The sequence below is a fragment of the Microbacterium sp. LWH13-1.2 genome, assembly GCF_038397735.1.
In the GTDB taxonomy this organism is placed as follows: domain Bacteria; phylum Actinomycetota; class Actinomycetes; order Actinomycetales; family Microbacteriaceae; genus Microbacterium.
On sequence record NZ_CP151635.1, the window covers coordinates 2,923,905 to 2,949,408 of the forward strand.

At 69.0% G+C, this 25,504-nt stretch carries 26 protein-coding genes; 13 read left to right on the forward strand and 13 right to left on the reverse strand.

From position 1 onward, the window contains the following. From prpB to MRBLWH13_RS14060, 4 genes are all read right to left on the reverse strand, one after another. Nucleotides 1–903, reverse strand: coding sequence for a methylisocitrate lyase (gene prpB / locus MRBLWH13_RS14045; protein WP_341955567.1), 903 nt, complete (start codon nucleotides 901–903; stop codon nucleotides 1–3). Continuing rightward, nucleotides 903–2,429, reverse strand: a complete 1,527-nt coding sequence (locus MRBLWH13_RS14050; protein ID WP_341955568.1) for an MmgE/PrpD family protein — start codon at nucleotides 2,427–2,429, stop codon at nucleotides 903–905. The genes prpB and MRBLWH13_RS14050 overlap by 1 nt, the downstream gene beginning before the upstream one ends. Further along, nucleotides 2,426–3,094 (reverse strand): GntR family transcriptional regulator, encoded by a 669-nt coding sequence (locus tag MRBLWH13_RS14055; protein WP_341955570.1) that lies wholly within the window; start codon nucleotides 3,092–3,094, stop codon nucleotides 2,426–2,428. Before MRBLWH13_RS14055 ends, MRBLWH13_RS14050 begins: the two co-directional genes overlap by 4 nt. Before the next feature lie 73 nt (nucleotides 3,095–3,167). Further along, the gene (locus MRBLWH13_RS14060) at nucleotides 3,168–4,148 is read right to left on the reverse strand and encodes an EamA family transporter (protein WP_341955571.1); all 981 of its coding nucleotides are present in this window, start codon (nucleotides 4,146–4,148) and stop codon (nucleotides 3,168–3,170) included. Between the two features lie 39 nt (nucleotides 4,149–4,187). Here MRBLWH13_RS14060 and MRBLWH13_RS14065 point away from each other — a divergent pair, with 39 nt between their 5' ends. Both MRBLWH13_RS14065 and MRBLWH13_RS14070 read left to right on the forward strand, forming a co-directional pair. Further along, on the forward strand, nucleotides 4,188–4,724 hold the full coding sequence (locus MRBLWH13_RS14065; protein WP_341955572.1) for a CGNR zinc finger domain-containing protein: 537 nt from the start codon (nucleotides 4,188–4,190) through the stop codon (nucleotides 4,722–4,724). A 35-nt stretch (nucleotides 4,725–4,759) separates the two neighbouring features. Further along, a complete protein-coding gene (locus tag MRBLWH13_RS14070; RefSeq protein ID WP_341955573.1) occupies nucleotides 4,760–5,740 on the forward strand; it encodes an acetylxylan esterase in 981 nt (326 codons plus the stop codon). 32 nt (nucleotides 5,741–5,772) lie between these two features. Here MRBLWH13_RS14070 and MRBLWH13_RS14075 read toward each other — a convergent pair whose 3' ends face one another. Then, on the reverse strand, nucleotides 5,773–6,447 hold the full coding sequence (locus MRBLWH13_RS14075) for a hypothetical protein (RefSeq protein ID WP_341955574.1): 675 nt from the start codon (nucleotides 6,445–6,447) through the stop codon (nucleotides 5,773–5,775). A gap of 180 nt (nucleotides 6,448–6,627) precedes the next feature. On the opposite strand from MRBLWH13_RS14075, the gene MRBLWH13_RS14080 reads away from it, so the two are divergent. The 6 genes from MRBLWH13_RS14080 to MRBLWH13_RS14105 are packed head-to-tail and all read left to right on the forward strand — an operon-like array spanning nucleotide 6,628 to nucleotide 11,945. Further along, the gene (locus MRBLWH13_RS14080; RefSeq protein ID WP_341955575.1) at nucleotides 6,628–7,218 is read left to right on the forward strand and encodes a glucose-6-phosphate isomerase family protein; all 591 of its coding nucleotides are present in this window, start codon (nucleotides 6,628–6,630) and stop codon (nucleotides 7,216–7,218) included. A gap of 8 nt (nucleotides 7,219–7,226) precedes the next feature. Beyond that, a complete protein-coding gene (gene xylB / locus MRBLWH13_RS14085) occupies nucleotides 7,227–8,732 on the forward strand; it encodes a xylulokinase (RefSeq protein WP_341955576.1) in 1,506 nt (501 codons plus the stop codon). Next, complete coding sequence (locus MRBLWH13_RS14090; protein ID WP_341955577.1) at nucleotides 8,732–9,688, forward strand: NAD(P)-dependent oxidoreductase; 957 nt, start codon at nucleotides 8,732–8,734, stop codon at nucleotides 9,686–9,688. The genes xylB and MRBLWH13_RS14090 overlap by 1 nt, the downstream gene beginning before the upstream one ends. 11 nt (nucleotides 9,689–9,699) lie before the next feature. After that, nucleotides 9,700–10,656, forward strand: a complete 957-nt coding sequence (locus MRBLWH13_RS14095; RefSeq protein WP_341955578.1) for a shikimate dehydrogenase — start codon at nucleotides 9,700–9,702, stop codon at nucleotides 10,654–10,656. Then, a complete protein-coding gene (locus MRBLWH13_RS14100; protein ID WP_341955579.1) occupies nucleotides 10,656–11,624 on the forward strand; it encodes an aryldialkylphosphatase in 969 nt (322 codons plus the stop codon). Before MRBLWH13_RS14095 ends, MRBLWH13_RS14100 begins: the two co-directional genes overlap by 1 nt. 24 nt (nucleotides 11,625–11,648) lie before the next feature. After that, the gene (locus tag MRBLWH13_RS14105) at nucleotides 11,649–11,945 is read left to right on the forward strand and encodes a putative quinol monooxygenase (protein WP_341955580.1); all 297 of its coding nucleotides are present in this window, start codon (nucleotides 11,649–11,651) and stop codon (nucleotides 11,943–11,945) included. 60 nt (nucleotides 11,946–12,005) lie between these two features. Here the strand turns inward: MRBLWH13_RS14105 and MRBLWH13_RS14110 are convergent, their stop codons facing one another. The 4 genes from MRBLWH13_RS14110 to MRBLWH13_RS14125 form a co-directional block, all read right to left on the reverse strand. Next, a complete protein-coding gene (locus MRBLWH13_RS14110) occupies nucleotides 12,006–13,007 on the reverse strand; it encodes an ABC transporter substrate-binding protein (RefSeq protein WP_341955581.1) in 1,002 nt (333 codons plus the stop codon). A gap of 47 nt (nucleotides 13,008–13,054) precedes the next feature. Then, nucleotides 13,055–14,086, reverse strand: a complete 1,032-nt coding sequence (locus tag MRBLWH13_RS14115) for an ABC transporter permease (RefSeq protein WP_194285966.1) — start codon at nucleotides 14,084–14,086, stop codon at nucleotides 13,055–13,057. Further along, on the reverse strand, nucleotides 14,086–15,588 hold the full coding sequence (locus MRBLWH13_RS14120) for a sugar ABC transporter ATP-binding protein (RefSeq protein WP_341955582.1): 1,503 nt from the start codon (nucleotides 15,586–15,588) through the stop codon (nucleotides 14,086–14,088). Before MRBLWH13_RS14120 ends, MRBLWH13_RS14115 begins: the two co-directional genes overlap by 1 nt. Before the next feature lie 188 nt (nucleotides 15,589–15,776). Then, nucleotides 15,777–16,646, reverse strand: a complete 870-nt coding sequence (locus tag MRBLWH13_RS14125) for a sugar phosphate isomerase/epimerase family protein (RefSeq protein WP_341955583.1) — start codon at nucleotides 16,644–16,646, stop codon at nucleotides 15,777–15,779. A gap of 214 nt (nucleotides 16,647–16,860) precedes the next feature. Between MRBLWH13_RS14125 and MRBLWH13_RS14130 the strand changes: the two genes are divergently transcribed. Further along, the gene (locus MRBLWH13_RS14130) at nucleotides 16,861–17,862 is read left to right on the forward strand and encodes a LacI family DNA-binding transcriptional regulator (RefSeq protein WP_341955584.1); all 1,002 of its coding nucleotides are present in this window, start codon (nucleotides 16,861–16,863) and stop codon (nucleotides 17,860–17,862) included. 113 nt (nucleotides 17,863–17,975) lie between these two features. On the opposite strand, the gene MRBLWH13_RS14135 is transcribed toward MRBLWH13_RS14130, so the two are convergent. Continuing rightward, a complete protein-coding gene (locus MRBLWH13_RS14135; protein ID WP_341955585.1) occupies nucleotides 17,976–18,959 on the reverse strand; it encodes an aldo/keto reductase in 984 nt (327 codons plus the stop codon). After that, nucleotides 18,946–20,241 (reverse strand): L-fuconate dehydratase, encoded by a 1,296-nt coding sequence (locus MRBLWH13_RS14140; protein WP_341955586.1) that lies wholly within the window; start codon nucleotides 20,239–20,241, stop codon nucleotides 18,946–18,948. Before MRBLWH13_RS14140 ends, MRBLWH13_RS14135 begins: the two co-directional genes overlap by 14 nt. A gap of 133 nt (nucleotides 20,242–20,374) precedes the next feature. On the opposite strand from MRBLWH13_RS14140, the gene MRBLWH13_RS14145 reads away from it, so the two are divergent. Together MRBLWH13_RS14145 and MRBLWH13_RS14150 are read left to right on the forward strand one after the other, a co-directional pair. Then, complete coding sequence (locus MRBLWH13_RS14145) at nucleotides 20,375–21,235, forward strand: fumarylacetoacetate hydrolase family protein (RefSeq protein ID WP_341955587.1); 861 nt, start codon at nucleotides 20,375–20,377, stop codon at nucleotides 21,233–21,235. Next, nucleotides 21,217–21,987 carry an SDR family oxidoreductase gene (locus MRBLWH13_RS14150; protein ID WP_341955588.1) on the forward strand — a complete coding sequence of 257 codons (771 nt, stop codon included), beginning with the start codon at nucleotides 21,217–21,219 and terminating at the stop codon, nucleotides 21,985–21,987. The genes MRBLWH13_RS14145 and MRBLWH13_RS14150 overlap by 19 nt, the downstream gene beginning before the upstream one ends. Before the next feature lie 57 nt (nucleotides 21,988–22,044). On the opposite strand, the gene MRBLWH13_RS14155 is transcribed toward MRBLWH13_RS14150, so the two are convergent. After that, nucleotides 22,045–23,025: an amidohydrolase family protein gene (locus MRBLWH13_RS14155; RefSeq protein ID WP_341955589.1), complete on the reverse strand. Its 981-nt coding sequence runs from the start codon at nucleotides 23,023–23,025 to the stop codon at nucleotides 22,045–22,047. Nucleotides 23,026–23,071: 46 nt separating this feature from the next. Here MRBLWH13_RS14155 and MRBLWH13_RS14160 point away from each other — a divergent pair, with 46 nt between their 5' ends. Next, the gene (locus tag MRBLWH13_RS14160; RefSeq protein WP_341955590.1) at nucleotides 23,072–23,749 is read left to right on the forward strand and encodes a FadR/GntR family transcriptional regulator; all 678 of its coding nucleotides are present in this window, start codon (nucleotides 23,072–23,074) and stop codon (nucleotides 23,747–23,749) included. A gap of 23 nt (nucleotides 23,750–23,772) precedes the next feature. On the opposite strand, the gene MRBLWH13_RS14165 is transcribed toward MRBLWH13_RS14160, so the two are convergent. Beyond that, nucleotides 23,773–24,435 carry a transaldolase family protein gene (locus MRBLWH13_RS14165; protein WP_341955591.1) on the reverse strand — a complete coding sequence of 221 codons (663 nt, stop codon included), beginning with the start codon at nucleotides 24,433–24,435 and terminating at the stop codon, nucleotides 23,773–23,775. A gap of 107 nt (nucleotides 24,436–24,542) precedes the next feature. Here MRBLWH13_RS14165 and MRBLWH13_RS14170 point away from each other — a divergent pair, with 107 nt between their 5' ends. Then, a complete protein-coding gene (locus MRBLWH13_RS14170; RefSeq protein ID WP_341955592.1) occupies nucleotides 24,543–25,493 on the forward strand; it encodes a ribokinase in 951 nt (316 codons plus the stop codon). Nucleotides 25,494–25,504: the final 11 nt, after the last annotated feature.

Below are 25,504 nucleotides of genomic sequence, written 5' to 3' on the forward strand. Positions count from 1 at the left end.
TCACTCCTTCGTGACGGTGAAGCCTGCGACGCCCGAGTCGAATTCCTTGTAGGACTCGTAGTCGATCAGGTCGTAGAGATCGGCACGGTGCTGCATCTCACCGAGCTTCGAGGTGAGGTGCCCCTCCTCGTTCAGCGTATCGAGCGCACGGCCCGCCGCGCCCATCGCGATGCGCAGCAGCGACACCGGCCAGATGACCATGTTCACGCCGGCATCCCGCAGCTGGTCGACCGAGAACAGGTCGCTCTTGCCGAACTCGGTCATGTTCGCGAGGATCGGCACGTCGAGCGCCTCCGCCATCGCCTCGAACTCTGCGAGCGTGCGCATCGCCTCGGGGAAGACGGCATCGGCCCCGGCGTCCACCAGCGCCTTGGCACGGTCGATCGCCGACTCCAGGCCTTCGACCGCGCGGATGTCGGTGCGCGCCATGATCAGGAAGTTGGGGTCGCGACGAGCGTCGGCCGCCGCTCGGATGCGACGGATCGCCGTGCTCTCGTCCACGACGCTCTTGCCGTCGAGGTGGCCGCAGCGCTTCGGGTTGATCTGATCCTCGATGTGGGTGCCGGCGAGGCCCGCGTCTTCGAGCTCCTGGATCGTGCGGGCGACGTTCATCGGTTCGCCGAAGCCGGTGTCGGCGTCGACGATCGCGGGGATGTCGGTCATGCGCGCGATCTGCTTCGCCCGCCCCGCGACCTCGGTCAGCGTGGTGAGGCCGATGTCAGGCACACCGAGGTCGGCGGAGAGCACCGCGCCCGAGATGTAGACCCCGTCGAAGCCCTTCTGCTCGATCAGTCGGGCGCTCAGCGGGTTGAAGGCGCCGGGGAACCGCAACAGCTCGCCGCTCGCGAGGCGTTCACGGAACAGGCGGCGCTTCTCGGTCGGCGTGACGTGCGAGTACAGCATCAGAACAGCCCCTTCGGGGCGTCGGCGCCATCGAGCAGTCCGGGCTTGGCGATGATCGACAGCTCGCCGACCTCGGCGGCCGTGAGCTCGGGCAGACGCTGCACCAGCTCGAGGAAGCGCTCGATCTCGGCGGGCTCGAGCACGGGCTCGGCCAGCAGACGGAACTTCGCGATGTAGTCGTCGCGGGCGAACGGGCGGGCACCGAGCGGATGCGCATCGGCGACGGCGATCTCGTCGACCACGGTCGTGCCGTCGGTCAGGCGGAACTCCACGCGACCGCCGAACGCCTTCACGTCGGGGTCCTCGGAGTGGTAGCGGCGCGTCCACTCGGCATCCTCGGCCGTGGTGATCTTGTGCCACAGCGCGACGGTGTCCTCGCGCCCGGCCCGCTCGGGGGTGTACGAGTCGACGTGGTGCCAGCCGCCGTCCTGCAGCGCGACCGCGAAGATGTACGGGATCGAGTGGTCGAGCGTCTCGCGCGAGGCCGTGGGGTCGTACTTCTGCGGGTCGTTCGCGCCAGAGCCGATCACGTAGTGCGTGTGGTGGCTGGTGTGCAGCACGATCGCGTCGATGTTGGCGGGGTCGCGCAGCGCCGGGTTCTCGATGCCGAGCTTGCGGGCGAGGTCGATCCACGCCTGCGCCTGGTACTCGGCCGAGTGCTCCTTCGTGTAGGAATCGAGGATCGCGCGCTTCGCCTCGCCCGCGGCGGGCAGCGGCACCTCGTAGGCGGCGTCCTTGCCGTCGAGCATCCAGGCGATCACGCCGTCTTCGCCCTCGTAGATCGGGGCGGGGCTGGTCTGACCGCGCATCGCCCGGTCGACGGCCTCGACCGCGAGCTTGCCGGCGAACGCCGGGGCATGCGCCTTCCAGGTCGAGATCTCGCCCTTGCGGCTCTGACGCGTGGCGGTCGTGGTGTGCAGGCCCTGGCCGACGGCCTGATAGATCGTCTCGACGTCGAGCCCGAGCAGCGTGCCGATGCCGGCGGCCGCCGACGGGCCGAGGTGGGCGACGTGATCGATCTTGTGCTTGTGCAGGCAGATCGCGCGCACGAGGTCCATCTGGATCTCGTAGCCGGTCGCGATGCCGCGCAGCAGCGCGCGGCCGTCGGCCTGCACATGCTGGGCCACGGCGAGGATCGGCGGGATGTTGTCGCCCGGGTGCGAGTACTCCGCCGCGAGGAACGTGTCGTGGTAGTCGAGCTCGCGCACGGCGACGCCGTTGGCCCACGCCGCCCACTCAGGGCTCGTGCGGTGGTCGAGCGCCGCACCGAAGACCGTGGCGCCGATGCCACCGGTCGAGACGGGGTGGCTGAACGCCTGGGCGCGGGCCGCGTTGATGGGGCCGCGAGTGAGGGATGCCGCGGCGACCGACGCGTTGTCGATGATGCGGTTGATGATCATGTCGACGACGTCCTGCTCGACCTCGACCGGATCGGCGGCGACCTCGGCGATCTTCCAGGCGAGCTGGTCTTCGCGGGCGAGGTTCTCGTCGCTGCGGTGGACGCGGACATGGTGGGTGACGGTCATTTCACACCTTCGGGGTTGGCTGTCAGGGAGTCGAGGATGCCGGTGAGCGCGTTGTGCAGGTGCACGTGCGTGGCGTGAGCGGCGAGGTCGCCGTCTCGGGCGCCGAGCGCTGCGGCGATCGTGCGGTGCTCGGACGCGGATGCCGCGAGGCGGTCGGGCTTGTCGCGGGCCATGCGGCGCACCCGCACGAGGTGGGTGCGCACGGTGCGCAGCGCCGAGGCGATGTAGTCGTTGTCGACGGCCTGGTCGAGAGCGGCATCGAAGCGGGCGATGAGCGCGTAGTACGCGTCGCGGCCTTCGACGGCGGCGAGATCGACGTGCGCGAACTCGTCGGCGAGGGCGGCGAACAGCGAAGCGTCCCCTCGATGGGCGGCGAGTCTGGCGGAGGTCTCCTCGAGCGCGCGGCGGATCTCGAACAGGGCGCGGATGTCGTCGGCATCCAGGTCAGCGACCACCGTGACTCGAGGCGACTGCTGCACGACCAGGCCGTCGGCCGCGAGGCGGCGCAGGGCCTCGCGCATCGGGGTGCGGCTGATGCCGAGGCGAGCGGCCTGCTCGACCTCGCCGAGCACGAACCCGGCGGGGAGGGCGCCCGACTGGATCTCCTCCAGCAGTGCCGCGTGGGCTCGGTCGCTCGCGGTGGTGCGATCGGCGACAGAGCTCATGCCCTCAGTGTATACACAAATGCGATAAACGGTGTCTGAGATTCATCGATAGCCGCCTCACGTATACATAGTTCTACCGCTGCGGAACCCCCACCGCATCCGGAACCGGTTCGACGAACTCCGCAGGGCGCGGCTCGCCGAGCTTCACGATCACCACTCCGACGAGCACGAGCGCGCCACCGAGAGCCTGCAGCAGGTCGGGCAGCTGTCCGAGCAGCAGCCAGCCGAACAGCAGTGCGGCGACGACTTCGGAGAGTGCGACGAAGGATGCGAGACGCGAGCCCAGCATCCGGGTCGAGGCGATGCCGAGCACGTAGGCGAGGGCGGTGGCGATCAGGCCGATCGCGAGCACCGGCACGAACCACGGCACGGTGCCGAAGCGGTAGGTGATGTCATCGGTCGTCCAGGCGATGGGCAGGATGCCGACGAGTCCGGCGATCGTCAAGGCGACCGCGCCGAGCAGCAGCCCACCTCCGGCGAGCGCGATCGGCGGCAGCCCGGTGTCAGCTTTGGCCGAGAGCAGGAAGTAGGTCGCCGCCCCCACCATCGCGGCGAGCGCCCAGAGGATGCCGGCGATGTTGACCTCGGCCCCGGTGATGATGTCGAGCATCAGCACGAGGCCGACGAAGGCGAGGGCGGCACCGATCACGCTGCGACGACTCGGCCGTTCACCCCGGCGCAGCCACAACCACAGGATGACGGCGATCGGCGCGGTGTACTCGATGAGCAGTGCGAGGCCGACGTCCATCACGGCGACGGCCTGGAAGTAGCAGAGCTGGGTGGCGGTGACGGCGAGCAGGCCGTAGGCGGCGACCATGCCCGCGTTCTTCCTGAGCACACCCCAGCGCCCGCGCAGCGACAGGATCGTCGGCACGAGCAGCACGAGGGCGGCGACCCAGACCCGCGCGGTCACGGCTGCTCCCGGCGTCCATCCCGCATCGATGAGGCCCCGGGCCCAGGCGCCCGACATCCCGAACGCGAAAGCCGCGCCGATCGCCAGCGGCAGACCGAAGCGCACGCCCGTCAGCGCGGTGTCATTTGCAACGGTGCTCATGACAGGTGACGCTACTCGCGCAGGATGTAAGGTGTCAACATGAACTTCACCGATGACACGGAAGAGACCCTCCGTGCAGCCGTCTGGCTGGTGAACTCTGCGGAAGACCCCGACACCCTCGAGACGCTCGCCGACTACGACGCGTTCCTCACGAACTTCCCCTATTCGGGCCGGCTCGACCGCGACGAGGCTGAGCTCGACGCGCTGCGAACCCTGCGTCCGCGGCTGCGCACAATGCTGCTCGCGCCCCGAGACGAGATGGCCGAGCACGTCAACGCCGCACTCGCGGAAGCGCATCTCGCTCCGAGGCTGGTGCGCCACGACGGCGTCGACTGGCACCTGCACGCCGTCGCGGACGAGCGCCCCCTGCCCGAGCGCGTGCTCATCGAGACCGCCATGGCGTTGATCGACGTCATCCGCGCCGACGAGGGGTCGCGCATCTCCATCTGCGCCGACGACACCTGCGAGGCACTCGCCCTCGACCTCTCGCGCAACCGCTCCAAGCGCTTCTGCTCGACGACCTGCACGAACCGCAACGCCGTGGCCGCCTATCGCGCACGGCGCGCGAGCGCCTGAGCCTCCGCATCCGGATTCGGTAGCGTCGTGTCGTCATGACCTTCCCCTCCCCCTACGACATCTGGTTCGCCGACGCCGAGTTCGACGCGAGCTACGGCCACACGCTGAGCACGCTCCGTGCGATCGCTCCGGTCGCCGCACCCGACGGGTTCGGCGAGCGGTGGCAGGGCTGGCGACAGCAGGCGAAGACGGTGGATGCCGCACCCACCGTGCTGTCCGCCGAGACCGCGCACGGCCGACGGGTCTCGGTCATCGAGCATGCGGGAGTCGACGGCACCCGCCTGCGCGCCTGGCTCGTCGAACCCCTCGCCGCCCCGGCGCGCGTCGGTGTCGTGCACAGCCACGGCTACGGCGGACGGGATGCGGTCGACCTCGCACGCATACCCGACGATGCGGCCGCGATCTTCCCGGTCGCCCGCGGGCTGCCCACGCTGAACACGGGCGTCGGCGCCCCCGCACCCCAGGCCGAGCATGTGCTGGCCGGGATCGAGAGCCCGGACTCGTACGTGCTCGGCCTCTGCGCCCGAGACCTCTGGCTCGCGGCGGATGCTCTCACCACCCTTGTCGGCCCCCTGCCCCTCTACTACGTCGGCGAGAGCTTCGGCGGCGGCATCGGCGCCCTCGCCCTGCCATGGGACGACCGCTACGTCGGGGCGACCCTCATCGTGCCGAGCTTCGGACAGTACGACGAGCGCCTCGCCGTGCACTGCGTCGGCAGCGGCGAGACCGTGCGCGACCACGTCGCCGCGCATCCGGAGGCCCGTGAAGTGCTGCGCCTGTTCGACGCCTCGACGGCCCTCGGCTTCGCCCGCATCCCGGTGCGCGTCGAGGCGGCGCTGTGGGACCCGTACGTGCCGCCGCCCGGACAGTTCGGCGTCGCGAACGCGGCACGGATGCTCGAGCTCGCCGTCCTCCCCGCGGGCCACGCCGAGTATCCGGGGGTCGAGGAGGTGGCGGCCGCGGCGATCCGCGACGGCAGGTCCCACCTCGCACGCGCGCTGCGCGCAGCATCCTGAGATTTGGGCATTCCCGACCATCCCTCTCCCCGTCACACCCCGTTTCGGATAGAATCTGTCGGTAGCTCCCCCTTTGCGGAGGCTGGAGAAGTGAACCCGGGATTTCCTGCTGATTGTGGGGCCCGGGTTTCGCGCATCTCGGTGACGATGCGGAGCTGATGGTCGAGTCGGCCCGCCCATAGGTCACGTCCCGTGACGCGTCCATTGACCGCCCCACAGACCGCATCCGGAAGCCAGAGCAACGGCTCGCCCGATCCTCGAACGTGCTCGACTCGCATTCTCGACCCGATCACGCGCGATGCCCGCAGCGCCTGCACCATGGCCATGTCCCGGCGGTCATCACTCTGTCCACGTGATTCGAAGACGACGCGGTCGACGACGTCGAGTCGGTCGAGTTCCCAGAAGAGCCGAGTGATGCACGCGCGGCGAGTCCGTTCGCTGCGATCTCCCGCTTCCGGATGAACGACGACCGCCCAGTGAGCGAGCGGCATCCCCGAGATGACGGAGACGGTTTCATCCTTGAGAGCACCGACGTTGTCATACCAGTGCAGCTTGATCGCACCTTTCGGCTTCAACGCGACCAATGACCGGCGAAGGTCCTGCAGATCCGCCATCTCGCCGCACTGCGGGAGCGTCGCCACCATGACGTACGGCCCGCTGTTGCCTGCCCCGAGCGGTTCGGACTCGTCGATGAAGGCGAATTGCACCGTCTCAGGGTAGAGGCGATCCGGGAGCTCCTTGCGATCGGATTCCGGCATCCCAGGCCAGCGCACACCCGCGCTCTCACCCCCGCGCATCCGAGCACTGGACGCCACTTGTCATAACAGGTACACTCAGCTTGTCATTACAGGTTGCGCAGCGCCGCAGCATCCGCACGAGGAGCACCGATGCCCCAGTTCCACACCCCTCCGATCTCGCCGATGGCGATCGCATTCGACGCCGAGAGGCTCACGCTCTCGCCCGAGGGTCCCACGCTCACGCGCCGGATGTCCGACCTCGAGGGCCTGTTCCTCGACGCGGATGCCTGGGCCGCCGCATCCGCCGGCGACGACCCCGTCGTCTACACGGTGACCAGCTCGCCCGTGCCCGAGGCCGACCGCGAGCTGCCGCAGTCGATCACGACGATCATGCCCGGCGACACCTCGGGTGAGCTCTGGATGACCAAGGGCCACCAGCACCCGAACCACCAGGGCGAGATCTACCTGGCGCTTACCGGCCGAGGCGGCCTGCTCATGTTCGACGGCGAGCGCACCGAGTGGATCGACATGCTGCCGGGCACCATCGGCTACATTCCCCCGGGCTGGGCGCACCGCTCGGTGAACACGGGCGACGAGCCCTATGCGTTCCTCGCGGTGTATCCGGGCGGCGCCGGCCACGACTACGGCTGGGTGCTCGAGCACGGCATGGGCTCCCGCGCCTACCGCTCGACCGAGGGCGTCGACCTGCGCCCCTATTCCGCGTCCCCCTCCGCGGAATAGGGTCGATCATGCTCATCGCGCACGACCTCGGGACCACGGGAGACAAGGCGTCCCTGCACCATGACGACGGCCGCCTGGTCACCTCGGTCACCGTGCCCTACCCGGCTCACTTCGCTGCCGGCGGCATCGCCGAGCAGGACCCGGCCGACTGGTGGGATGCCGTCGTCTCGGCGACCCGGCAGCTGATCGCTCGCGCCGGCATCGCGCCCGAGACCGTGGGAGGCCTCGTCGTCAGCGGCCAGATGATGGGCACCGTGCTTCTCGACGCCCACGGCGAGCCGGTGCGCCCCGCGATCATCTGGGCCGACACCCGTTCGGGTGCGCAGACCCGCGCCCTCGAAGAACGGCTCGGCGCCGCAGACGCGTATCGCGCGCTCGGCCACCGTCTGAACCCGACGTACTCGATCGAGAAGATCATGTGGGTGCGGGACACCGAGCCGGATATCTGGGCTCGGGTGCGCCACTTCTGCGTGGCCAAGGACTACATCGTCTACCGGCTCACCGGACGCCTCGCGACCGAGCGCTCCGACGCCTCGGGCACGAACGCCTACGACCAGCTGCGCGGCACGTGGTCGGTCGAGGTTCTCGCCGCCGCCGGACTCGACGCCGCGCTCTTCCCCGAGATCCTCGAATCGACGACCGTCGCCGGAACGCTCACGACCGCATCTGCGGATGCCCTGGGCCTCCCGGCATCGGTCCGCGTCGTGATGGGCGGCGGAGACGGACCGCTCGCCGCGGTGGGCTCGGGCATCGTCGCCCCCGAAGACGGCGCCTACGTGTGCCTGGGCACCTCGTCGTGGATCTCGTTCGCCAGCCTCACCCCGCTGCACGACCCGCAGATGCGCACCATGACCTTCGACAACGTCGTGCCCGGTTCGTTCGTGCCGACCGCGACCATGCAGGCCGGTGGCGCATCGGTGCAGTGGATCGCCGAAGCGCTCTCCCCCGACCCCGCTCACCCCGACACCGCACGGCTCACAGCCGAGGCCGGCGGCGCCCTCGACACCGAGGATCTCTACTTCCTCCCCTACCTGCTCGGCGAGCGCTCCCCCCTGTGGGACCCGCACGCCCGCGGAGCCTTCGTCGGCCTGGGGCGCCACCACACCCGGGCGCACCTCACCCGGGCGGTGCTCGAAGGCGTGGCGTACAACCTGCTCACCTGCATCCAGGCGTTCCGCGAATCCGGAGCCGCGATCGACCGCATCGACGCGGTCGGCGGCGGGGCGCAGAGCGACGCCTGGCTCGGCATCCTCGCCGACGTCTGGGGCGTGCCGATCCGCCGCCGCACGATCGTCGAAGAGGCCAACAGCCTCGGCGCCGCGGTCACCGGTGCGGTCGGGCTCGGGCTCGCGGACTTCTCGGCGGCCAGGGCGCTCAGCGAGGTGACGGCGGAGTTCACGCCGGATGCCGGTCGGCACGCGATCCACGCGCAGCGCCACACCCGTTTCGTCGACGCCTACGCGGCCCTCGAGCCGTGGTTCGCCGCCGGGCCGCCGGCCGACCGGGACGCCTGATGGGAGTCATCCTCGCCACGAGTCGGTCGTTCTCGGACGGCGACCTCGATCTCGTCGGGCGCGCGCAGGCCGCCGGCCACGAGGTCGTCCGCGGCCCCGCGCACCACGGGCTCACCGAGCTCGCACCGCTCCTGGCCGCGGCCGAGGGGTGGATCGCGGGAACCGGCCCCGTCACCGACGAGCACCTCGCCGCCGCGCCGAACCTCCGAATCGTCGCCCGCTACGGCGTCGGCACCGAGGCGGTGGATCTCGATGCGGCGCTGAGACGCGGCATCCCGGTGACCAACACCCCCGGCGCGAACGCGGATGCCGTCGCCGACCACGCCGTCGGCCTCATGCTCGCCGCGCTCCGCTTCATCCCCGACGGCGACCGCCGCGTCCGCACCGGCGACTGGGCCGTGCGACGAGGGCGGGAGCTCGGTGCTGCGACCGTCGGCATCGTCGGCTTCGGGCGCATCGGTCAGGGCGTCGCCCGGCGCCTGAGCGGCTTCGGCTCGAGGGTTCTTGCGACCGATCCCTTCCTCCCGGCCGACGTCATCGTCGAGAGCGGCGCCGAGCCGACCGATCTCGACGCGCTGTTCCGCTCGGCCGACCTGATCACCCTGCACGCCCCCGGTGGACAGACGCTGGTCGACGCGGCGCGGCTCGACAGCATCCGACCGGGCCTGATCCTGGTGAACACCGCGCGCCCCGACCTCGTCGACGAGGCGGCCATCGCGGACGCCCTGCGCGACGGACGTCTCGGTGCATACGCCGCCGACACCCTCGACGGCGACACCGCGGCGAGTGCGAGCCCGCTTCTCGCCGACGACCTCGCAGATCGGGTGACCGTCACCCCGCACCTCGGTGCGCAGACCACCCAGGCCGTCGACAATATGGGCTCGATGTCGCTCGACGACGTGCTCGCCGTGCTCGCAGGGCGCTCCCCCGCCCACCCCGTCTCTCCCCGACTCTGAAGGACCAGACCATGACCATCACCGAGACCACCGAGACCCCCGCGACTCCCGAGACCGGCGGCTACATGGGCTTCGTCGGCGTGAGCACCGGCTCGTCATCGATCATGTCGGTGTTCCCGAAATGGGCCGAGGTGCTGGGCCTCCCCACCGAGAACCTCATCGGGCACGATCTGCCGATGGATGCGACGCCTGAGCAGTACATCGCGATGGTCGAGCAGATCCGCGACGACCCTCACCACCGGGGCGCACTCGTGACGACCCACAAGATGAACGTCTTCGCCGCGGCATCCGACCTCTTCGACGAGCTCGACCCGTTCGCCGTCTCGTGCTCCGAGATCTCGAGCATCTCGAAGCGGGGCGACCGTCTGATCGGCCGCGCCAAGGACCCTCTCACGGTCGACCTCGCGCTGAACGACTTCCTCCCGACCGACCACTTCGCCCGCACGGGTGCCGAGGTCGTGATCCTCGGCGCCGGCGGCTCGGGCACCGCGCTCAGCTGGGCGCTGGCCGAGCGCGCGGACGCTCCGGCGAAGATCACCGTCACCGCCCGCGACGACGACAAGCTCGACCATCTGCGCGAGGTGCACCGCCAGCACGGCACCGCCGACGGCCTGATCACGTATGCGCGCACCGACACGGTGCAGGATGCCGCGGCGATCGTCGCGGCGGCTCCGGCGGGCTCGCTGATCGTGAACGCCACGGGCCTCGGCAAGGACCGCCCCGGCTCGCCGTTGCCCGACGACGTGGTGTTCCCCGATGGCGCCTGGGTGTGGGAGTTCAACTACCGCGGGTCGCTGGAGTTCCTGCACCAGGCGCGCGCGCAGCAGGCCGAGCGCGCACTGCACGTGATCGACGGCTGGCGGTACTTCATCCACGGCTGGTCGCAGGTCGTCGCCGACGTGTTCGAGATCGACCTCACCCCCGAGATCGTCGAGCGGCTCGCCGAGGCTGCCGAGTCGGTGCGCTGATGCCCGGCATCCGGACAGTGCTCGGCGACGTCGACCCGGCGCAGCTCGGGGCGACGAACTATCACGAGCATCTGTTCCAGATCTCGCCGCTGCTCGTCGGCGACGAGCTCGACGACGAAGACCTGTCGGGTCGCGAGGCCGCGCTGCTGAAGGCCAGCGGATTCACGGCGATGGTCGATGCCACTCCGTTCGGCCTCGGGCGCGACCCCGAGGCCGTAGCGCGCATCAGTGCAGGCACCGGGATGCATGTCGTCGCGACGACGGGGCGCCACCGCGAGGCGCATTACGGTGCGGATCATCCGCTGCAGGTGTGGGGCGTCGAGCGCCTCGCCGAGCTCTTCGTCTCCGAGGTGACTCGCGGCATGGTCGTCGACGATGCACTGGTGTTCGAGACGCCCGACGTCCCCCGTGCCGCAGCTCCGGATGGATCATCGGTGCGCGCCGGGATGCTCAAAGCAGGTGTCGACTACTGGAGCATCACCCCCTTCGAGCGCACGACGCTGCTCGCGGTCGCCGCGGCGCATCGGGCGACCGGGGCGCCGGTGATGGTCCACCTGGAGTTCTGCACCGCCGCCCACGAGGTGCTCGATCTGCTCGAGGCCGAGGGCGTGGCATCCGATCGTGTCGTGCTCGCGCATGCCGACCGAGACCCGGATGCCGGCCTGCACGCCTCGCTCGCCGAGCGCGGCGCGTACCTCGGATACGACGGCTTCGCCCGCCCGCGCACGAGGTCGGATGCCGAGCTGCTCGCCCTGACCGAGCGGGTCGTCGAGCTCGGTGCGGTCGACCGGGTGCTTCTCGGCGGCGACGTCGCCCGTCGAACCCGCTACATCTCCTACGGCGGACTGCCCGGCCTCGCCTACCTCGGCGAGCGCTACCTGCCGCGCCTGCGCTCCGCCGTCGGCGACGACGCGGTGGAGCGGATGCTCGTCGCGAACCCCGCGCGTCTGCTCACCCTGTCTGCCTGATCCCCCTGTCCGAGGAGCACTCCCATGACCGAGCCCACGATCCTGCACGCGATCTTCACCGCGCGCCCCGAGCAGGGCGACAACGTCGCCGCACTGCTGCGCGACTTCGCCGAGATCGTGCGCGCGGAAGAGGGCAACCTCGTATTCGATGCGACACGACTGGTCGACGACCCGGACCGCTTCTTCGTCTACGAGGTCTACCGCGACGAGGCGGCCTTCCAGGCGCACCTCGCCGCTCCCGCCGGAGTGCCGTTCAACGAGGCCCTGCAGCAGCTCATCGTCGAGCCCTCGTCGATACTCACCTTCCTCCGCCGCATCTGACCCCACGCACGCAGAGAAGCCCCCCGCCCGAAGGCGAGGGGCTTCCGTGATCTCAGCGGGTCATTCGTAGAGGACCGCTGCGATGTCCTTGTCCTCGAGGTTCGTGCTGTCGTACCAGTACGAACCGGTGTCGTAGAACTCGTCGACGTCCTTGCCGTTGGCGGCGTCGTACGCCGCCTGGACGACCTGCTCGCCGATGCCGATCGGGTCCTGCGTGATGGCTCCGGCCATCGTGCCGTCCTTGATCGCGTTGATCTGCGCGGCTCCCGAGTCGAAGCCGACGATCGTGATCTTGCCCTTCTCGAGACCGAGCTCGTTCACGGCGTTCACGACACCGATGGCCGAGCCCTCGTTGGTGCCGTAGATGCCCTTGAGGTCCGGGTGGGCGGCGATGAGCGTCTTCGCGATGTCGGCCGACTTCAGGTGGTCACCGTCTCCGTACTGGATGTCGACGATCTTGATGTCGGGGTAGTCCGCCTCGATCTTCTCGACGAAGCCGTCACGACGCTCGACACCGGTCGAGTTGATCTGCGAGTGGCCGACGATCGCGACCTCGCCCGATCCGCCGATCAGGTCGGCCATGTGCTCGGCGGCCAGCGCACCGGCGACCTTGCTGTCGGTCGCCGAGAGGCTCAGGCCCACGTCGCCGTCGCACGGGGCGTCGAAGTAGACCACGGGGATGTCCTTCGACTTCGCCTGCTCGAGCGGGGCGACGCACGCCTCGGGGTCGAGGGCTGCGTAGGCGATGGCATCCGGGTTCTTGTCGATCGCAGCGGTCAGCATCTCGAGCTGCTGTGCGATCTCGGTCTCGGCCGCGGGGCCTTCGAACGTGATGCGGACACCGAGCTCTTCGGCCTTCTGCTCCGCGCCCTTCTTGACGGCCTGCCAGAACTGGTGCTGGAAGCCCTTCGAGACCATGGCGATGTACATCTCGCCGTCGCCGCTGCCTCCGTCGCCGCCGCTGCCTTCTTCGATGACGTCACCGCCGCCGGCACAGCCCGCGAAGACGAGGGCGGATGCGGCCACGAGTGCCGCGAATGCGGTCTTCTTGCCGAATTTCATGGAAACTCCATTGTTCTCTGTGTGGTGGTGGGGGGGATAGGTCTTGATCAGGTGTGCTGGCGGTTGCGCAGCGAGTCGAGGAACACGGCCAGCAGCACGACGACGCCGACGACGATGTTCTGCCACTCCGTCTGGATCGACATGATGCGCAGACCGTTGACGAGCACGCTCATGATCAGCGCGCCGATCACGGTGCCCAGGATCGACCCGCGCCCGCCGAGCAGCGAGGTACCGCCGATGATGACGGCCGCGATGGCCTGCAGCTCGTACCCGGTGCCGATCTGCGGCTGTGCCGAGTCGAGGCGGGCGGCGATCACGATGCCCGCGATGCCGGTGAAGGCTCCCGCGAACATGTAGATGAAGATCGTCCAGCGTCGCGTGTTGACGCCCGAGAGGCGCGTGGCCTCCTCGTTCGAGCCGATCGCGAAGGTGTACCGGCCCAGGAGCGTCTTCGACAGCACCAGCCAGGCGACGATCGCGAGCGCGGCGGTGATCAGCACGGCGTTCGGGATGCCGGGGATGATCACGCCGAGCGCGATCTTCTTGAAGTCCGGTGCCGAGGTCGAGAAGTAGATCGGCGCGACGTTGGAGATGACGAGGGCGAGGCCTCCGGCGATCATCATCATCGCGAGGGTCGCGATGAACGGGGGCAGCCGCAGGAACGTGATGTTGATGCCGTTCACGAGGCCCATCAGCACACCGGTCGCGATGCCGCCGATCACGCCGAGCCAGACCGGAAGGCCGAGATTGGTGACGATGACACCGGTCATCACGGCGCACAGGGCCATGCCGGTTCCGATCGACAGGTCGATGCCGCCGGTGATGATGACGAACGTCGTGCCGAGGGCGAGGATGCCGATGACCGCGGTCGAGAGCAGCACGGTCGCGATGTTGCTGAAGGTGAAGAAGTTCGGGCTGGCGATCGAGAAGAAGATCACGAGCACGATCAGGGTGCCGAATGCGAGGGACTGCTGCACCTGACGCTTCAGGAAGCCGACCACGTCGCGCTTGTCGGTGTTCTCATCGAGAGCCGTCTGGATGATCGTCGTCGTCGACGACCCGTTCTGCGGAGCGCTCATCAGTCTTCCTCTCCGTGGGCTGCGAGTTGCATGATCTTCTCCTGGCTGGCGTCCTCGTTGCGGAGCGTGCCGGTGATGCGCCCGTTCGCGAAGACCGCGATGCGGTTCGCGACGCGGAGGATCTCCGGCAGCTCCGACGAGATGACGATGATGGACTTTCCCTGATCAGCGAGCTGCTGCATCAGGCGGTAGATCTCTTCCTTGGCGCCGACGTCGATTCCTCGCGTCGGCTCGTCGAAGATGAGGATGTCGCAGTCGCGCATCAGCCATCGGGCGATGACGACCTTCTGCTGGTTGCCTCCCGACAGCAGCTTGACGACCTGGTTGACCGAGGGCGTCTTGACGCGCAGCTGCTGGACGTAGTCCTTGGTGCGGTTCTTCGCCTTGCCGTCGCCCATCCAGCCGATCGCGTTGGCATACGACCCGAGTGAGGCGAGCACGGTGTTGAAGGTGACGTCCTGCTCGAGCATCAGCCCGAGCAGCTTGCGGTCCTCCGAGAGGTAGCCGACGCCGTGCTTGACGGCATCCGCCGGCTGAGCGATGCGCACCGGTCGTCCGCCGATCGACACCGTGCCCCCGTCGCGGTGGTCGGCGCCGATGATGGCCCGGGCCGTCTCGGTGCGACCGGCGCCCATGAGACCGGCGAAGCCGAGGATCTCGCCCCGGTGCAGTTGGAACGACACGTCTGTGAGCAGGCTCTTGGTCGAGAGCCCCTGCACATCGAGCACGATCGGATCGTTGGTGTGCTCGCGGGCCTGCGGCCGGGTTCCCTCGTCGATCACGCGGCCGACCATCATCTCGATGATCGTGGGGATGCTCACCTCGGATTTATCCAGTGATCCGATGTATGTGCCGTCACGCAGCACGGTGACCCGGTCGGCGAGGCGCCGCAGCTCGTCCATGCGGTGCGAGATGTAGACGATGCCGGTGCCGGATGCCCGCAGCTGCTCGATCAGCACGAACAGGGTCTCGGTCTCGGAGTCGGTGAGTGCCGACGTGGGCTCGTCCATGATGAGCACCTTGGCGTTGAACGAGAGCGCCTTGGCTATCTCGACCATCTGCTGCTCGGCCACCGTGAGCTCGCCCACGAGCTGCCGCGGGTTCAGTCTGATGTCGAGACGCTGCAGCAGTGCCGCGGTCTGCGCGTTCAGCTTGCGCTCCGACAGGAAGGGACCGGTCGTGGGCTCGCGGCCCACATAGATGTTCTGCGCCACGGTGAGGTCGGGCATCAGGTTGAGTTCCTGATGGATGATCGTGATGCCGAGCTGCTGCGCCTGCAGGGGGCTGGTGAGCTCGACCTCCCGACCCTCGAAGGTGATCGTGCCCTCGTCCTTGGTGTAGATCCCCGAGAGGATCTTCATGAGAGTCGACTTGCCCGCGCCGTTCTCGCCCACGAGCACCAGCACCTCACCGGCCCGCACCTCGAGGTGCACGTCCTTGAGAGCCTGCACACCGGGGAATCCCTTGCTGATCCCCTCGACTCTGAGAATGGGGTCACTCATGTGCTCACCTGCTTCCTTGAAGGTCGTTATGCGATATTCCAGTCGGGCCTGGAAACATCGGATCAATTCTGCGTCCTGCGCCCCACCCTGCGCAAGTTGTATCTAAATGTAACTAAGACTTGTTCGGATGGGAAGACCTGTAATAACAAGTTGACAACGGGTCTGGGTCTCGAGCGGCCTGCGCTGGGTCAGTGCAGCCTGATCGAGTCGACTGCGACGAGCTTGTCGCGGATGTAGGCGTTGGCGTGCGCACCGAGCTCGACGTTGTCGGTCCACAGGTTGCGCCAGATGCCGAGCATCCGGCTGAGGTCGGGGGCGACCACCGCCGAGGAGAACGACTCGAACACGATCGGGCCGTCGTAGCCGATGCGCCCCAGCGCCTTGAAGAAGGTGTCGAAGTCGACCGTTCCGGTGCCGAGATAGCCGCGGTGGCTCTCGCCGATGTGCACGTAGCGGAGGGCGGGTGCGGCATCGAGGACCGGCGCGAACATATCCGACTCCTCGATGTTCATGTGGTACGTGTCGAGGTGGATGCCGAGGTTCGGCCGATCGACCTCCGCGAGGTAGGCGAGTGCCTGCCGCGCGGTGTTCAGCACGTTGGTCTCGTAGCGGTTCACGACCTCGAGCGAGACCGAGATGCCGCGCTCGGCGGCGTGGTCGGCGACGCGGGCGATCGTGCGGCGGCTGCCGGCGAGCCCCTCGGGGGTCACCGGGTCCATGTACTTCTGCATCGCGCTGTAGATCACTCCGCAGAAGTGCCGGCCGCCCAGCTCGGCCAGCACGTCGACGGCCTTCATCAGCAGCGCCTCCCCCGCGGCGACGACAGCCGGATCAGAACTGGTCACATCCGTGGACCCCGAGAGGCCGAGCGATGCGCTCACGGCGAGGTCATGCTCTTCGAGCGCGTCCTTGGCTGCAGCGACGTCGAACGAGAACGGACCCATGAGCGGGAACTCGATCAGGTCGAACCCTGCGGCTTTCGTCTTCGCCACCGACAGACGGATGCCGTCGGCATCGAAGTGTCCGGTCCAGACGAGCCCGTGGCATCCGATGTTCATGAGACCTCTCGGAGACGGGTGTGGGGCACCATCGCCTCTGCGACTTGGCACGTTCCAAGTCCGCGTTCAGGTCACGGTACGCGGGGTCGCACGGGGATGTCAAGAACTTTCTTGGCACGTGCCAACTGCTCGGCTACTGTGGACTCGTCGGTGCCGCGCCGGTGCGCAGTGGCCCCCGCGCACGAGCGCACCGGCGCAGCCGACAAGGAGCTCCATGCCCGCCAGCGTCAAAGATGTCGCCGCCCTCGCCGGGGTCTCCTCCTCGACCGTCTCGAACTACCTCAACCACCCTCACGTGCTGGGCGAATCGAGCGCCGCGAGGGTCCGGGCCGCTATCGAACAGCTCGGCTACGTGCCGAACGAATCCGCACGACAGCTGCGCGCGGGGTCGAGCAAGGCGCTCGCGCTGATCCTCCTCGACGCCTGGCTGCCGTACTTCCACGAGCTCTCGCGCGGTGTCGAAGACGTCGCCCGCGAGGGCGGCTGGTCGCTGTTCTTCAGCAACAGCAACCGCGATGCCGGCACCGAACGTCGCAACATCGACATGTTCGAGGCGCATCGGGTGCAGGGCATCGTGATCTATCCGCTCGAAGACGTCGTGCCCCGGCTCGAGCAGCTCGCCGACCGCGGCATCCGCTCGGTGGTGGTCGGGCCCATCCCCGACTCCCCGACCGTCGGCTCCGTCCTCTTCGACGACCGCGGCGGCGGCCGCCTCGCGGGTGAGCACCTGCTGGCGATCGGACGCCGCCGCATCCTGTTCCTCGGGGCGCCGAGCGTCAGCCAGTCCAACGACCGGCTGCAGGGGCTGCGCGACGCCGTCGTCGGCACGGATGCCACGGTCGACGTGTTCGACGTGCCGCATCTCACGACGGAAGACGGCCTCGAGATCGCCGAGCGGATCGTCGCGTCGCCCGCCGTCGACCGCCCCGACGCGATCTTCGCGGCGAACGACATGGTGGCGATCGGGGTGCTCACCCGGCTGCTGCGCGAGGGGATCCGTGTTCCGGAGGAGATCGCACTGGTCGGCTTCGACGACGTCGCGCAGGCGCACCAGACCGTCGTACCGCTGACGAGCGTGCGCCAGCCCGGGTACGAGATCGGCCGAGCGGCAGGTGCCGCCCTGATCCGTCAGCTCACCGATCCGACCGCCGACCTTCCCGCGCCGACGCCGTTCGCCGCCGAACTCGTGGTCCGGGAGTCCACCGTCGGCCGCTGAGCGTTCTGCGCGGTGCGCAACTCAGCATGACGCCGCGCTGAAACCGATGCCGAAGACCCGGAACCCGATTCCCGGGCCCGCTCATGCTGAATTGTGAACGAGGCAACTCCGGCTCAGGCCGGTATCAGCCCCTCTGCCGCGAGCTCATCCCACAGCGCGCCGGGAATCTCGAGCGCCGCATACTCGGCATTCTGACGAAGCTGCGCCGGCCGACTGCCCCCGACGACCACCGACCGCACGACGTCGGACTGCAGCGGAAACTGGATGGCCGCGGCGGGCAGCGGCACGGCGTGGTCGGCGCACACGCGGGCGATGCGCAGCAGCCGCTCCCACAGCTCGTCGGGCAGCTGACCGTACTCGTAGCGCCCGTCGCGGCGGGGCTCGCTCGACGCGAGCAATCCCGAGTTGAAGACGGATGCCGCGACGATGCCGGTCCCGGTCTCACGACAGGCGGGCAGCACGTCGGCAGCGGCGGGCTGCTCGAGCAGCGTGTAGCGACCGGCGACCATGACCAGGTCGAGGTCGGCGGATCGCACCGATGCGGCGAGCGCGTCCGACACCATCGACCCGATCCCGACCGCGGCGACCTGGGCCTCGGCTCGCAGCTGCTCCAGAGCCGGTAGAGCTTCGGCGAGCGCGAGATCGAGGTCGTGCCGCTCGGGGTCGTGCAGGTAGAGCAGGTCGATGCGCTCGATGCCCAGGCGTTCGCGCGACTCGTCGAGGCTTCTGCGAATCCCTGAGGCCGAGAAGTCCCACACGCGCTGCAGGTCGTCGGGCACGTGGAAGTCGTTCGCGGTGTCGAGGCCGCCGTCGTGGTCGGGGTTCGGCCGCAGCAGCCGACCGACCTTCGTCGACAGCACGAACTCGTCGCGGGGTTTGGTCTGCAGGAAGGCACCGAGGCGGCGCTCCGAGAGTCCGAGCCCGTAGTGCGGCGCCGTGTCGAAGTAGCGGATGCCGCTGTCCCATGCCGCATCGAGCACGGCCCACGATTCGTCGTCGCTCAGCGGGCGGAACAGATTGCCGACGTTCGCCGCGCCGTATCCGAGGGTCGGGATCGCCAGCCCCGTATCCGCCGCCACACCGTCAGACGCCGACATGCTGACCCGTCCACGTGTAGGCGGCGATGCTCTCGGCCTTCATCTCCATGCCCGAGCCTGCCGCGGTCGGCGCCATGTACGAGCCGCCCTGGATGTCGGTGGGGACCACGAAGTGCTCGTGCAGGTGGTCGACGAACTCGATCATCCGGCCCTCGCGCGTGCCGGTGACGGCGACGAAGTCGAACATCGACAGGTGCTGCACCGCCTCGCACAGACCGACTCCTCCGGCGTGCGGGCAGACCGGCACGCCGAACTTGGCGGCCAGCAGCAGGTTGGCGATGTTCTCGTTGACGCCCGCGACGCGCACGGCGTCGATCTGCATGACCGCGATCGCCTCGGCCTGAAGCAGCTGCTTGAAGATGACGCGGTTCTGCGCGTGCTCACCGGTCGCGACGCGGATGGGCGCGACTCCCCTGGCGATCTCGGCGTGACCGAGCACATCGTCGGGGCTGGTCGGCTCCTCGATCCAGGCGGGGTGGAACTCGGCGAGCGCGTTCACCCATTCGATCGCCTCCGACACCTCCCAGCGCTGGTTCGCATCGATCGCGATGGGGAAGTCGGGCCCGCAGACCTCGCGCGCCTTGCGGAAGCGGCGGATGTCGTCGTCGAGGTCGGCACCGACCTTGAGCTTGATCTGGGTGAAGCCGTCGGCCATCGCCTCGCGGGCGAGCCGCTCGAGCTTCTCGTCGGAGTAGCCCAGCCAGCCGGGGCTCGTCGTGTATCCGGGGTATCCGGTGGCGAGCAGCTCGCGCTCCCGCTCGAGTCGACCGGGCTCGGCCGCACGCAGGATCCCGAGTGCGTCCTCGGGCGTCAGCGCGTTGGTCAGGTAGCGGAAGTCGACGAGTCCGACGAGCTCCTCCGGCGTCATCCGCGCGAGCAGCTGCCAGAGCGGCAGGCCGGCCCGCTTGGCCTTGATGTCCCACAGTGCGTTGATGACCGCACCGATGGCCATGTGCATGACGCCCTTCTCGGGGCCGAGCCAGCGCAGCTGCGAATCGCCGATGATGTCGCGGAAGGTCGTGCCCATGTCGTCGAGCAGCGGTTCGATCTCGCGGCCGACCAGGTGTCCGGCGAGCGCATCGATGGCCGCGACCTGCACGTCGTTGCCTCGTCCGATGGTGAAGACGAAGGCGTGCCCGTCGATGCCGTCTTCGGCGTCGGTGCGCACGATCACGTACGCCGCCGAGTAGTCGGGGTCGGGGTTCATGGCATCCGACCCGTCGAGGCTCAGCGATGTCGGGAAGCGGATGTCGGTCGTGTCGAGGGCGACGATGCGGCTCACGGGATCCTCTCGTGCACGGGTGGGGATTCGTGCAGATCTCTTGGAGTGTAAACATCCGATGTCTATACTGTCAACGAGATGGGCCGCCCCGGCGCTCCCCTCTCACCCGGCATCCTCACTGATCAGGAGAGACATGAAGTTCGCACGGCTAGGCACCCCCGGCGCCGAGATCCCCGTCCTCATCGAGGGCGACCGCTACCTCGATCTGCGCTCCGTGACATCCGATGTGAACGGTGATTTTCTCGCCGGCGACTTCCGAGCGCGCATCGAAGCCGCCCGCGCCGCCGACGAGCTCCCCGTGCTCGACGAGGCGGCCGCGATGCGCATCGGAGCGCCGATCGCACGCCCCAGCGCCGTCATCTGCATCGGCCAGAACTACGCGGCCCACGCCCGTGAGTCGGGCGCCGAGCCGCCGACCGTGCCGATCATGTTCCTGAAGACGCCGAACACGGTGGTCGGCCCGAACGACGCGGTCACGATCCCCCGCGGCAGCGAGAAGACCGATTGGGAGGTCGAGCTCGGCATCGTCATCGGCGCCCGCGCCGCCTACCTCGATTCGCCCGAACAGGCCGAGGCGCACATCGCCGGCTACGTCGTGGCGAACGACGTCTCGGAGCGCGCCTTCCAGATGGAGGTCTCGGGCGGGCAGTGGTCGAAGGGCAAGATCGCCCCCGGCTTCAATCCGACCGGCCCGTGGCTCGTCACCCCCGACGAGGTCGACGTCGACAACCTGCAGCTGCGCAGCTGGGTCAACGGCGAGCCGAGGCAGGACTCGAACACCGACGACATGATCTTCGACGTGCGCGTGATCGTGCACCACCTGTCGCAGTACGTCACGCTCGAGCCGGGCGACCTGATCCTCACCGGCACCCCGCAGGGCGTCGCGTTCGGGGGCAGGTTCCCCTACCTGCGGGCTGGCGATGTCGTCGAGATCGAGATCGAAGGACTCGGGCACCAGCGCCAGGAGTTCGTGGCATGGGAGGCACAGAAGTGAGCACTGCACTCGACGGACTCGTCGCGATCGTCACCGGCGGAGCATCCGGCATCGGGGCCGCCATCGCCGCCCGCCTGCACGCCGACGGAGCGCAGATCGCGGTACTCGACCGCGACACCTCGGGCGCGGATGCCGCGTTCGCCGCGTTCACCGCAGACGTGTCCGACCGCGCATCGGTGGACGCCGCCGTCGCGGCCGTCGCAGAGGAGTTCGGCCGCATCGACATCGTGGTGAACAACGCCGGCGTGGGCGCACAGGGCGACATCACCGCGAACGACGACGACGAGTGGGCACGTGTGCTCTCGATCAACGTCACCGGCATCGCCCGCGTCACCTCGGCGGCACTGCCCTGGCTCAAGAGATCGCCGAGCGCGGCCGTGTGCAACACCGCATCCATCGCCTCGTCGACCGGCCTGCCTCAGCGCGCCCTCTACAGCGCGTCGAAGGGCGCCGTCTCTGCTCTGACCCGCGCCATGGCGGCCGATCACCTGCGCGAGGGCATCCGAGTGAACGCCGTGAATCCCGGCACCGCCGACACCCCCTGGGTCGGACGCCTGCTCGACTCGGCGGACGATCCGGCGGCTGAGCGGGCCGCCCTCGAGGCCCGCCAGCCGCACGGCCGTCTGGTCTCGCCCGACGAGGTCGCCGCAGCTGTCGCCTATCTCGTGAGCCCCGCCGCGGGATCCACCACGGGAACGTTCATCGAGGTCGACGGCGGTATGGCGCAGCTGCGCCTGCGTCCCGCCGGCTGAGCCGCAGCATCGATCCGAGTCACCGCATCCGGCTGGCTGCGCCGACCGCGACTTCGCCTACGGGCGCTCGCCGCGCAGCCAGCCCAGGATGCCGCGGCGTGGCCGCTCCTCTCGTGCGTCCTCGTGCGCGGGCCGCTGGCCGATCCGATAGAACTCCTCGGCATTGCGCCAGAGGATCGCGTCGACGTCGTGTCCGCGACGCTCAGCCCAGGCGATCACGGCATCCGCCCACCGACTGCGCGCCGTCGGCTGATAGGTCGGCGAGCCGTCCTCCGGAGCGTGCGGGTCGCCCTCTTCCGCGGGGCCGATGACCGAGACCGGCCAGTCACTCCCCCACATCAGCCGTTCGATGCCGAACGCATCCGCCGCGGCATCGAGGAAAGGCTCGAGCTGCTCCGGCGACCAGTCGCCACCCGCTTCGCCCGGCAGGCCCGACAGCTTGCACCACACGTGCGGATGCCGTGCCAGATCGTCGAGATCGCGCACCCACTCCATCGTCGGCGCGACCGGAGCCTCCGCCGTACCGACCTCGGGCTTGCCGAGATGATCGAGCACCATCCGCAGTTCGGGCACGGCTCCTGCGAGTCGGGCGATATCGGGCAGCTGCGAGGCGCGCACGCACGCGTCGAACGACCAGTTCCGGGCGGCGACCTCGCGCGCCCCGGTCACGAACGCGGCAGACACCGCGAGTCCATCGGGTTCACCCTGCAGGTTGTGACGCACGCCGACCACAAGAGGCTCGGCGGCGAGACCCTCCAGGTGCGCGGTCGTGTCGGTGCCGCGGTCGAGCCTCGCGCCGGCGACGATGCCGACGACGCCGGCCTCATCGGCCTGATCGGCGACCCATCGCACCTCGGCGAGGAAGTCGTCTTCGATCGTCTCGGCCTGCACGAAGACCGACTTCTCGACCGTCGCGGCGTCGATCGGAGAGTGCTCGATCTCGAGCGCCGCGAACTCCCACGCGAGCGGTCCTTCGAGCCAGGTGTAGGTGAGGGTCGACGGTGACCACAGGTGCAGGTGCGAATCGAGTACGCGCATGCCCCCATCCTGCCGCAGACATCCGATGAATGGCTAGGATGACGCCATGGCAGTGACTGACGAGGCGATCGAGAAGATCAAGGCGATGATCGTGTCCGGCGAGCTGGCCCCCGGCGATCGACTCCCTCCCGAGAAGGAGCTGTCCGAGCGTCTCGGCCTGTCACGCAACTCGATGCGCGAGGCCGTCAAGGCGCTCGAGGTCATCCGCGTGCTCGACGTGCGCCGCGGCGACGGCACCTATGTCACGAGCCTCGAACCGCACCTGCTGCTCGAGGCGATCTCGTTCGTCGTCGACATGCACGACGACGACTCGATGCTCGAGATCTTCGCTGTGCGACGGATGCTCGAGTCGCAGGCCACGGGCCTTGCCGCCACCCTCGGCGACGACGACGCGATCGCAGAGCTCGAACGCGAGGTCGACTCGATCGACGCGACGGTCGGCATCGAAGAGCTCGTGGAGCACGACATCCGGTTCCACCGCGAGATCGTGGGCATGGCAGGCAACGCCTACCTCGCCAGCCTCATCGAGCATCTGAGCAGCCAGACCGTGCGTGCCAGGGTGTGGCGCGGGCTCACCGAGGGCGGCGCCGTCGAGCGCACCCTGTCGGAGCATCGGGCGATCGCCGATGCCATCGCGCGTCGGGACTCGGGACTCGCGACATCGCTCGCGACCGCGCATATCGCCGGGGTCGAACGGTGGCTGCGCCAGGCGGCATCCGCCTGAATCCTGGTCGGCCGGAACCCGCCTCAGCCCCCGAGCCGCCCCATGGCCGCGTCGAACTCCGCGGCCGAGCTGTCACTGACCTCGTGGAACAGCACCTGCTCGATCACGTCAGGCGCGGCCGTGAAGTACGGCACGCCGGCGAGCCGCAGACCGGTGATGTCGTCGGGTGAACGCAGGCTCGCGGCCAGCACGTTCGACTCGCTGCCTGCGCAGGCCTCCTGCATGCGCGCGATCACGGCGTCGCCGTCGATGCCGGCATCCCGCATCCGCCCGAGGTACGGGGCGATGTACTGCGCTCCGATCGAGGCGCAGGCCAGCGCCTGAGCGACCGAATACACGGCGGTGACGAGCACGGTCGCGCCATCGCGCACGAGAGCGGATGCCGCGGCGAACCCGTCGCGCGTGGCGGGCACCTTCACGGCCACGCGGTCACCGAGCGCACGGATGCCCTCGGCGTTGCGCAGGAACGATGCAGTGTCGCCGCCCCACGTCTGGAAGAAGATCTCGCGGGCGCCTTCGCCTGACCAGCGGGCGTACAGGTCGGGGATCTCTGCGGCAGTGCGGCCACCGCGCTCGAGGATCGTGGGGTTGGTCGTGACACCGTGCACGACCCCTGCGGCAAGGAGGGACGCGACGCGATCGACGTCCGCGCTGTCGACATAGAGACGGGGGGCCAACACGGTCATCGGGTCTCCTTGTGCACAACCTGTCGTTACAGGTTCGGATTCGGCTAATGTAATGACAGCCGCGGAGGATGTCAAAGCACCCCGCATCGACGACGATCAGGAGTGCCATGACAGCCGCCACCTCGCCCGATCGCACCGGCGTCGTCATCGTCGGCAGTGTGACCGCAGACGTGACGACCTTCTCGACCCGGCTCCCGGCCCGCGGCGAGACCATCCTCGGAGACGAGTTCACCCTCATGCTCGGCGGCAAGGGCGCGAACCAGGCTGTGGCCGCTGGGCGCTCAGGCGCTCGCACGAGCTTCGTCGGATGCGTCGGCGACGACCTCTTCCACGACCTCGTCGTCGACGGGCTCAGCGATGCAGGGGTCGACCTCACCCACCTGCGCACCGTGCCGGGACCGACAGGCATCGCCCACATCCGCGTCGACGCCTCGGCCCAGAACGACATCGTGATGGTGCCGCTCGCCAACGCCGCTCTCAGCACCGAGCAGATCGACGCCGCGCTCGCCGCCCTCGCGTCGACCACGTCGGTGCTGCTGACCCAGCTCGAGACGCCCTCGGCGCTCACCGCTCACATCACGTCGCGCGGCCGCGAACACGGAATGACCGTCATCCTCGACCCCGCCCCCGCCGCTCCGCTCGACGACGCGGTCTGGGCGAGCATCGACATCGTGACCCCGAACGAGACCGAGGCCTCGGTGCTCAGCGGCATCGAGGTGACGGATGCCGCATCCGCCACGCTCGCCGGGCGCTGGTTCCTCGACCGCGGCGTCGGCGCGGCCGTGATCACGCTGGCGGGTCAGGGCTCGTGCGTCGTGACGGCAGACGGAGCATCCGTCGTCCCGCCCTTCCCCGTCGAGGCCGTCGACACCACCGCGGCCGGCGACGCCTACGCCGGGTATCTCGGAGCGGCGCTCGCGAACGGACGGTCACTGACCGATGCCGTGCGCGTGGCGACCGCGGCGGGAGCCCTCGCAGTGACGAAGCAGGGCGCATCGCCGAGCTTGCCGCTGCGCGCTGAGGTCGAGGCGTTCCTGGCTGCCCGAGAAGCCCACTGACCCCCTGAGGA

Bases quoted from the DNA above. Each gene is read 5' to 3' on its own strand.
- MRBLWH13_RS14130 (WP_341955584.1), top strand. From the start codon at position 16,861: ATGCCCGCCAGCGTCAAAGATGTCGCCGCCCTCGCCGGGGTCTCCTCC.
- MRBLWH13_RS14120 (WP_341955582.1), bottom strand. From the start codon at position 15,588: ATGAGTGACCCCATTCTCAGAGTCGAGGGGATCAGCAAGGGATTCCCC.
- MRBLWH13_RS14145 (WP_341955587.1), top strand. From the start codon at position 20,375: ATGAAGTTCGCACGGCTAGGCACCCCCGGCGCCGAGATCCCCGTCCTC.
- MRBLWH13_RS14090 (WP_341955577.1), top strand. From the start codon at position 8,732: ATGGGAGTCATCCTCGCCACGAGTCGGTCGTTCTCGGACGGCGACCTC.
- MRBLWH13_RS14105 (WP_341955580.1), top strand. From the start codon at position 11,649: ATGACCGAGCCCACGATCCTGCACGCGATCTTCACCGCGCGCCCCGAG.
- MRBLWH13_RS14160 (WP_341955590.1), top strand. From the start codon at position 23,072: ATGGCAGTGACTGACGAGGCGATCGAGAAGATCAAGGCGATGATCGTG.
- MRBLWH13_RS14100 (WP_341955579.1), top strand. From the start codon at position 10,656: ATGCCCGGCATCCGGACAGTGCTCGGCGACGTCGACCCGGCGCAGCTC.
- MRBLWH13_RS14170 (WP_341955592.1), top strand. From the start codon at position 24,543: ATGACAGCCGCCACCTCGCCCGATCGCACCGGCGTCGTCATCGTCGGC.
- MRBLWH13_RS14150 (WP_341955588.1), top strand. From the start codon at position 21,217: ATGGGAGGCACAGAAGTGAGCACTGCACTCGACGGACTCGTCGCGATC.
- MRBLWH13_RS14110 (WP_341955581.1), bottom strand. From the start codon at position 13,007: ATGAAATTCGGCAAGAAGACCGCATTCGCGGCACTCGTGGCCGCATCC.
- xylB (WP_341955576.1), top strand. From the start codon at position 7,227: ATGCTCATCGCGCACGACCTCGGGACCACGGGAGACAAGGCGTCCCTG.
- MRBLWH13_RS14050 (WP_341955568.1), bottom strand. From the start codon at position 2,429: ATGACCGTCACCCACCATGTCCGCGTCCACCGCAGCGACGAGAACCTC.
- prpB (WP_341955567.1), bottom strand. From the start codon at position 903: ATGCTGTACTCGCACGTCACGCCGACCGAGAAGCGCCGCCTGTTCCGT.
- MRBLWH13_RS14080 (WP_341955575.1), top strand. From the start codon at position 6,628: ATGCCCCAGTTCCACACCCCTCCGATCTCGCCGATGGCGATCGCATTC.
- MRBLWH13_RS14135 (WP_341955585.1), bottom strand. From the start codon at position 18,959: ATGTCGGCGTCTGACGGTGTGGCGGCGGATACGGGGCTGGCGATCCCG.
- MRBLWH13_RS14060 (WP_341955571.1), bottom strand. From the start codon at position 4,148: ATGAGCACCGTTGCAAATGACACCGCGCTGACGGGCGTGCGCTTCGGT.
- MRBLWH13_RS14165 (WP_341955591.1), bottom strand. From the start codon at position 24,435: ATGACCGTGTTGGCCCCCCGTCTCTATGTCGACAGCGCGGACGTCGAT.
- MRBLWH13_RS14155 (WP_341955589.1), bottom strand. From the start codon at position 23,025: ATGCGCGTACTCGATTCGCACCTGCACCTGTGGTCACCGTCGACCCTC.
- MRBLWH13_RS14095 (WP_341955578.1), top strand. From the start codon at position 9,700: ATGACCATCACCGAGACCACCGAGACCCCCGCGACTCCCGAGACCGGC.
- MRBLWH13_RS14065 (WP_341955572.1), top strand. From the start codon at position 4,188: ATGAACTTCACCGATGACACGGAAGAGACCCTCCGTGCAGCCGTCTGG.
- MRBLWH13_RS14125 (WP_341955583.1), bottom strand. From the start codon at position 16,646: ATGAACATCGGATGCCACGGGCTCGTCTGGACCGGACACTTCGATGCC.
- MRBLWH13_RS14070 (WP_341955573.1), top strand. From the start codon at position 4,760: ATGACCTTCCCCTCCCCCTACGACATCTGGTTCGCCGACGCCGAGTTC.
- MRBLWH13_RS14115 (WP_194285966.1), bottom strand. From the start codon at position 14,086: ATGAGCGCTCCGCAGAACGGGTCGTCGACGACGACGATCATCCAGACG.
- MRBLWH13_RS14055 (WP_341955570.1), bottom strand. From the start codon at position 3,094: ATGAGCTCTGTCGCCGATCGCACCACCGCGAGCGACCGAGCCCACGCG.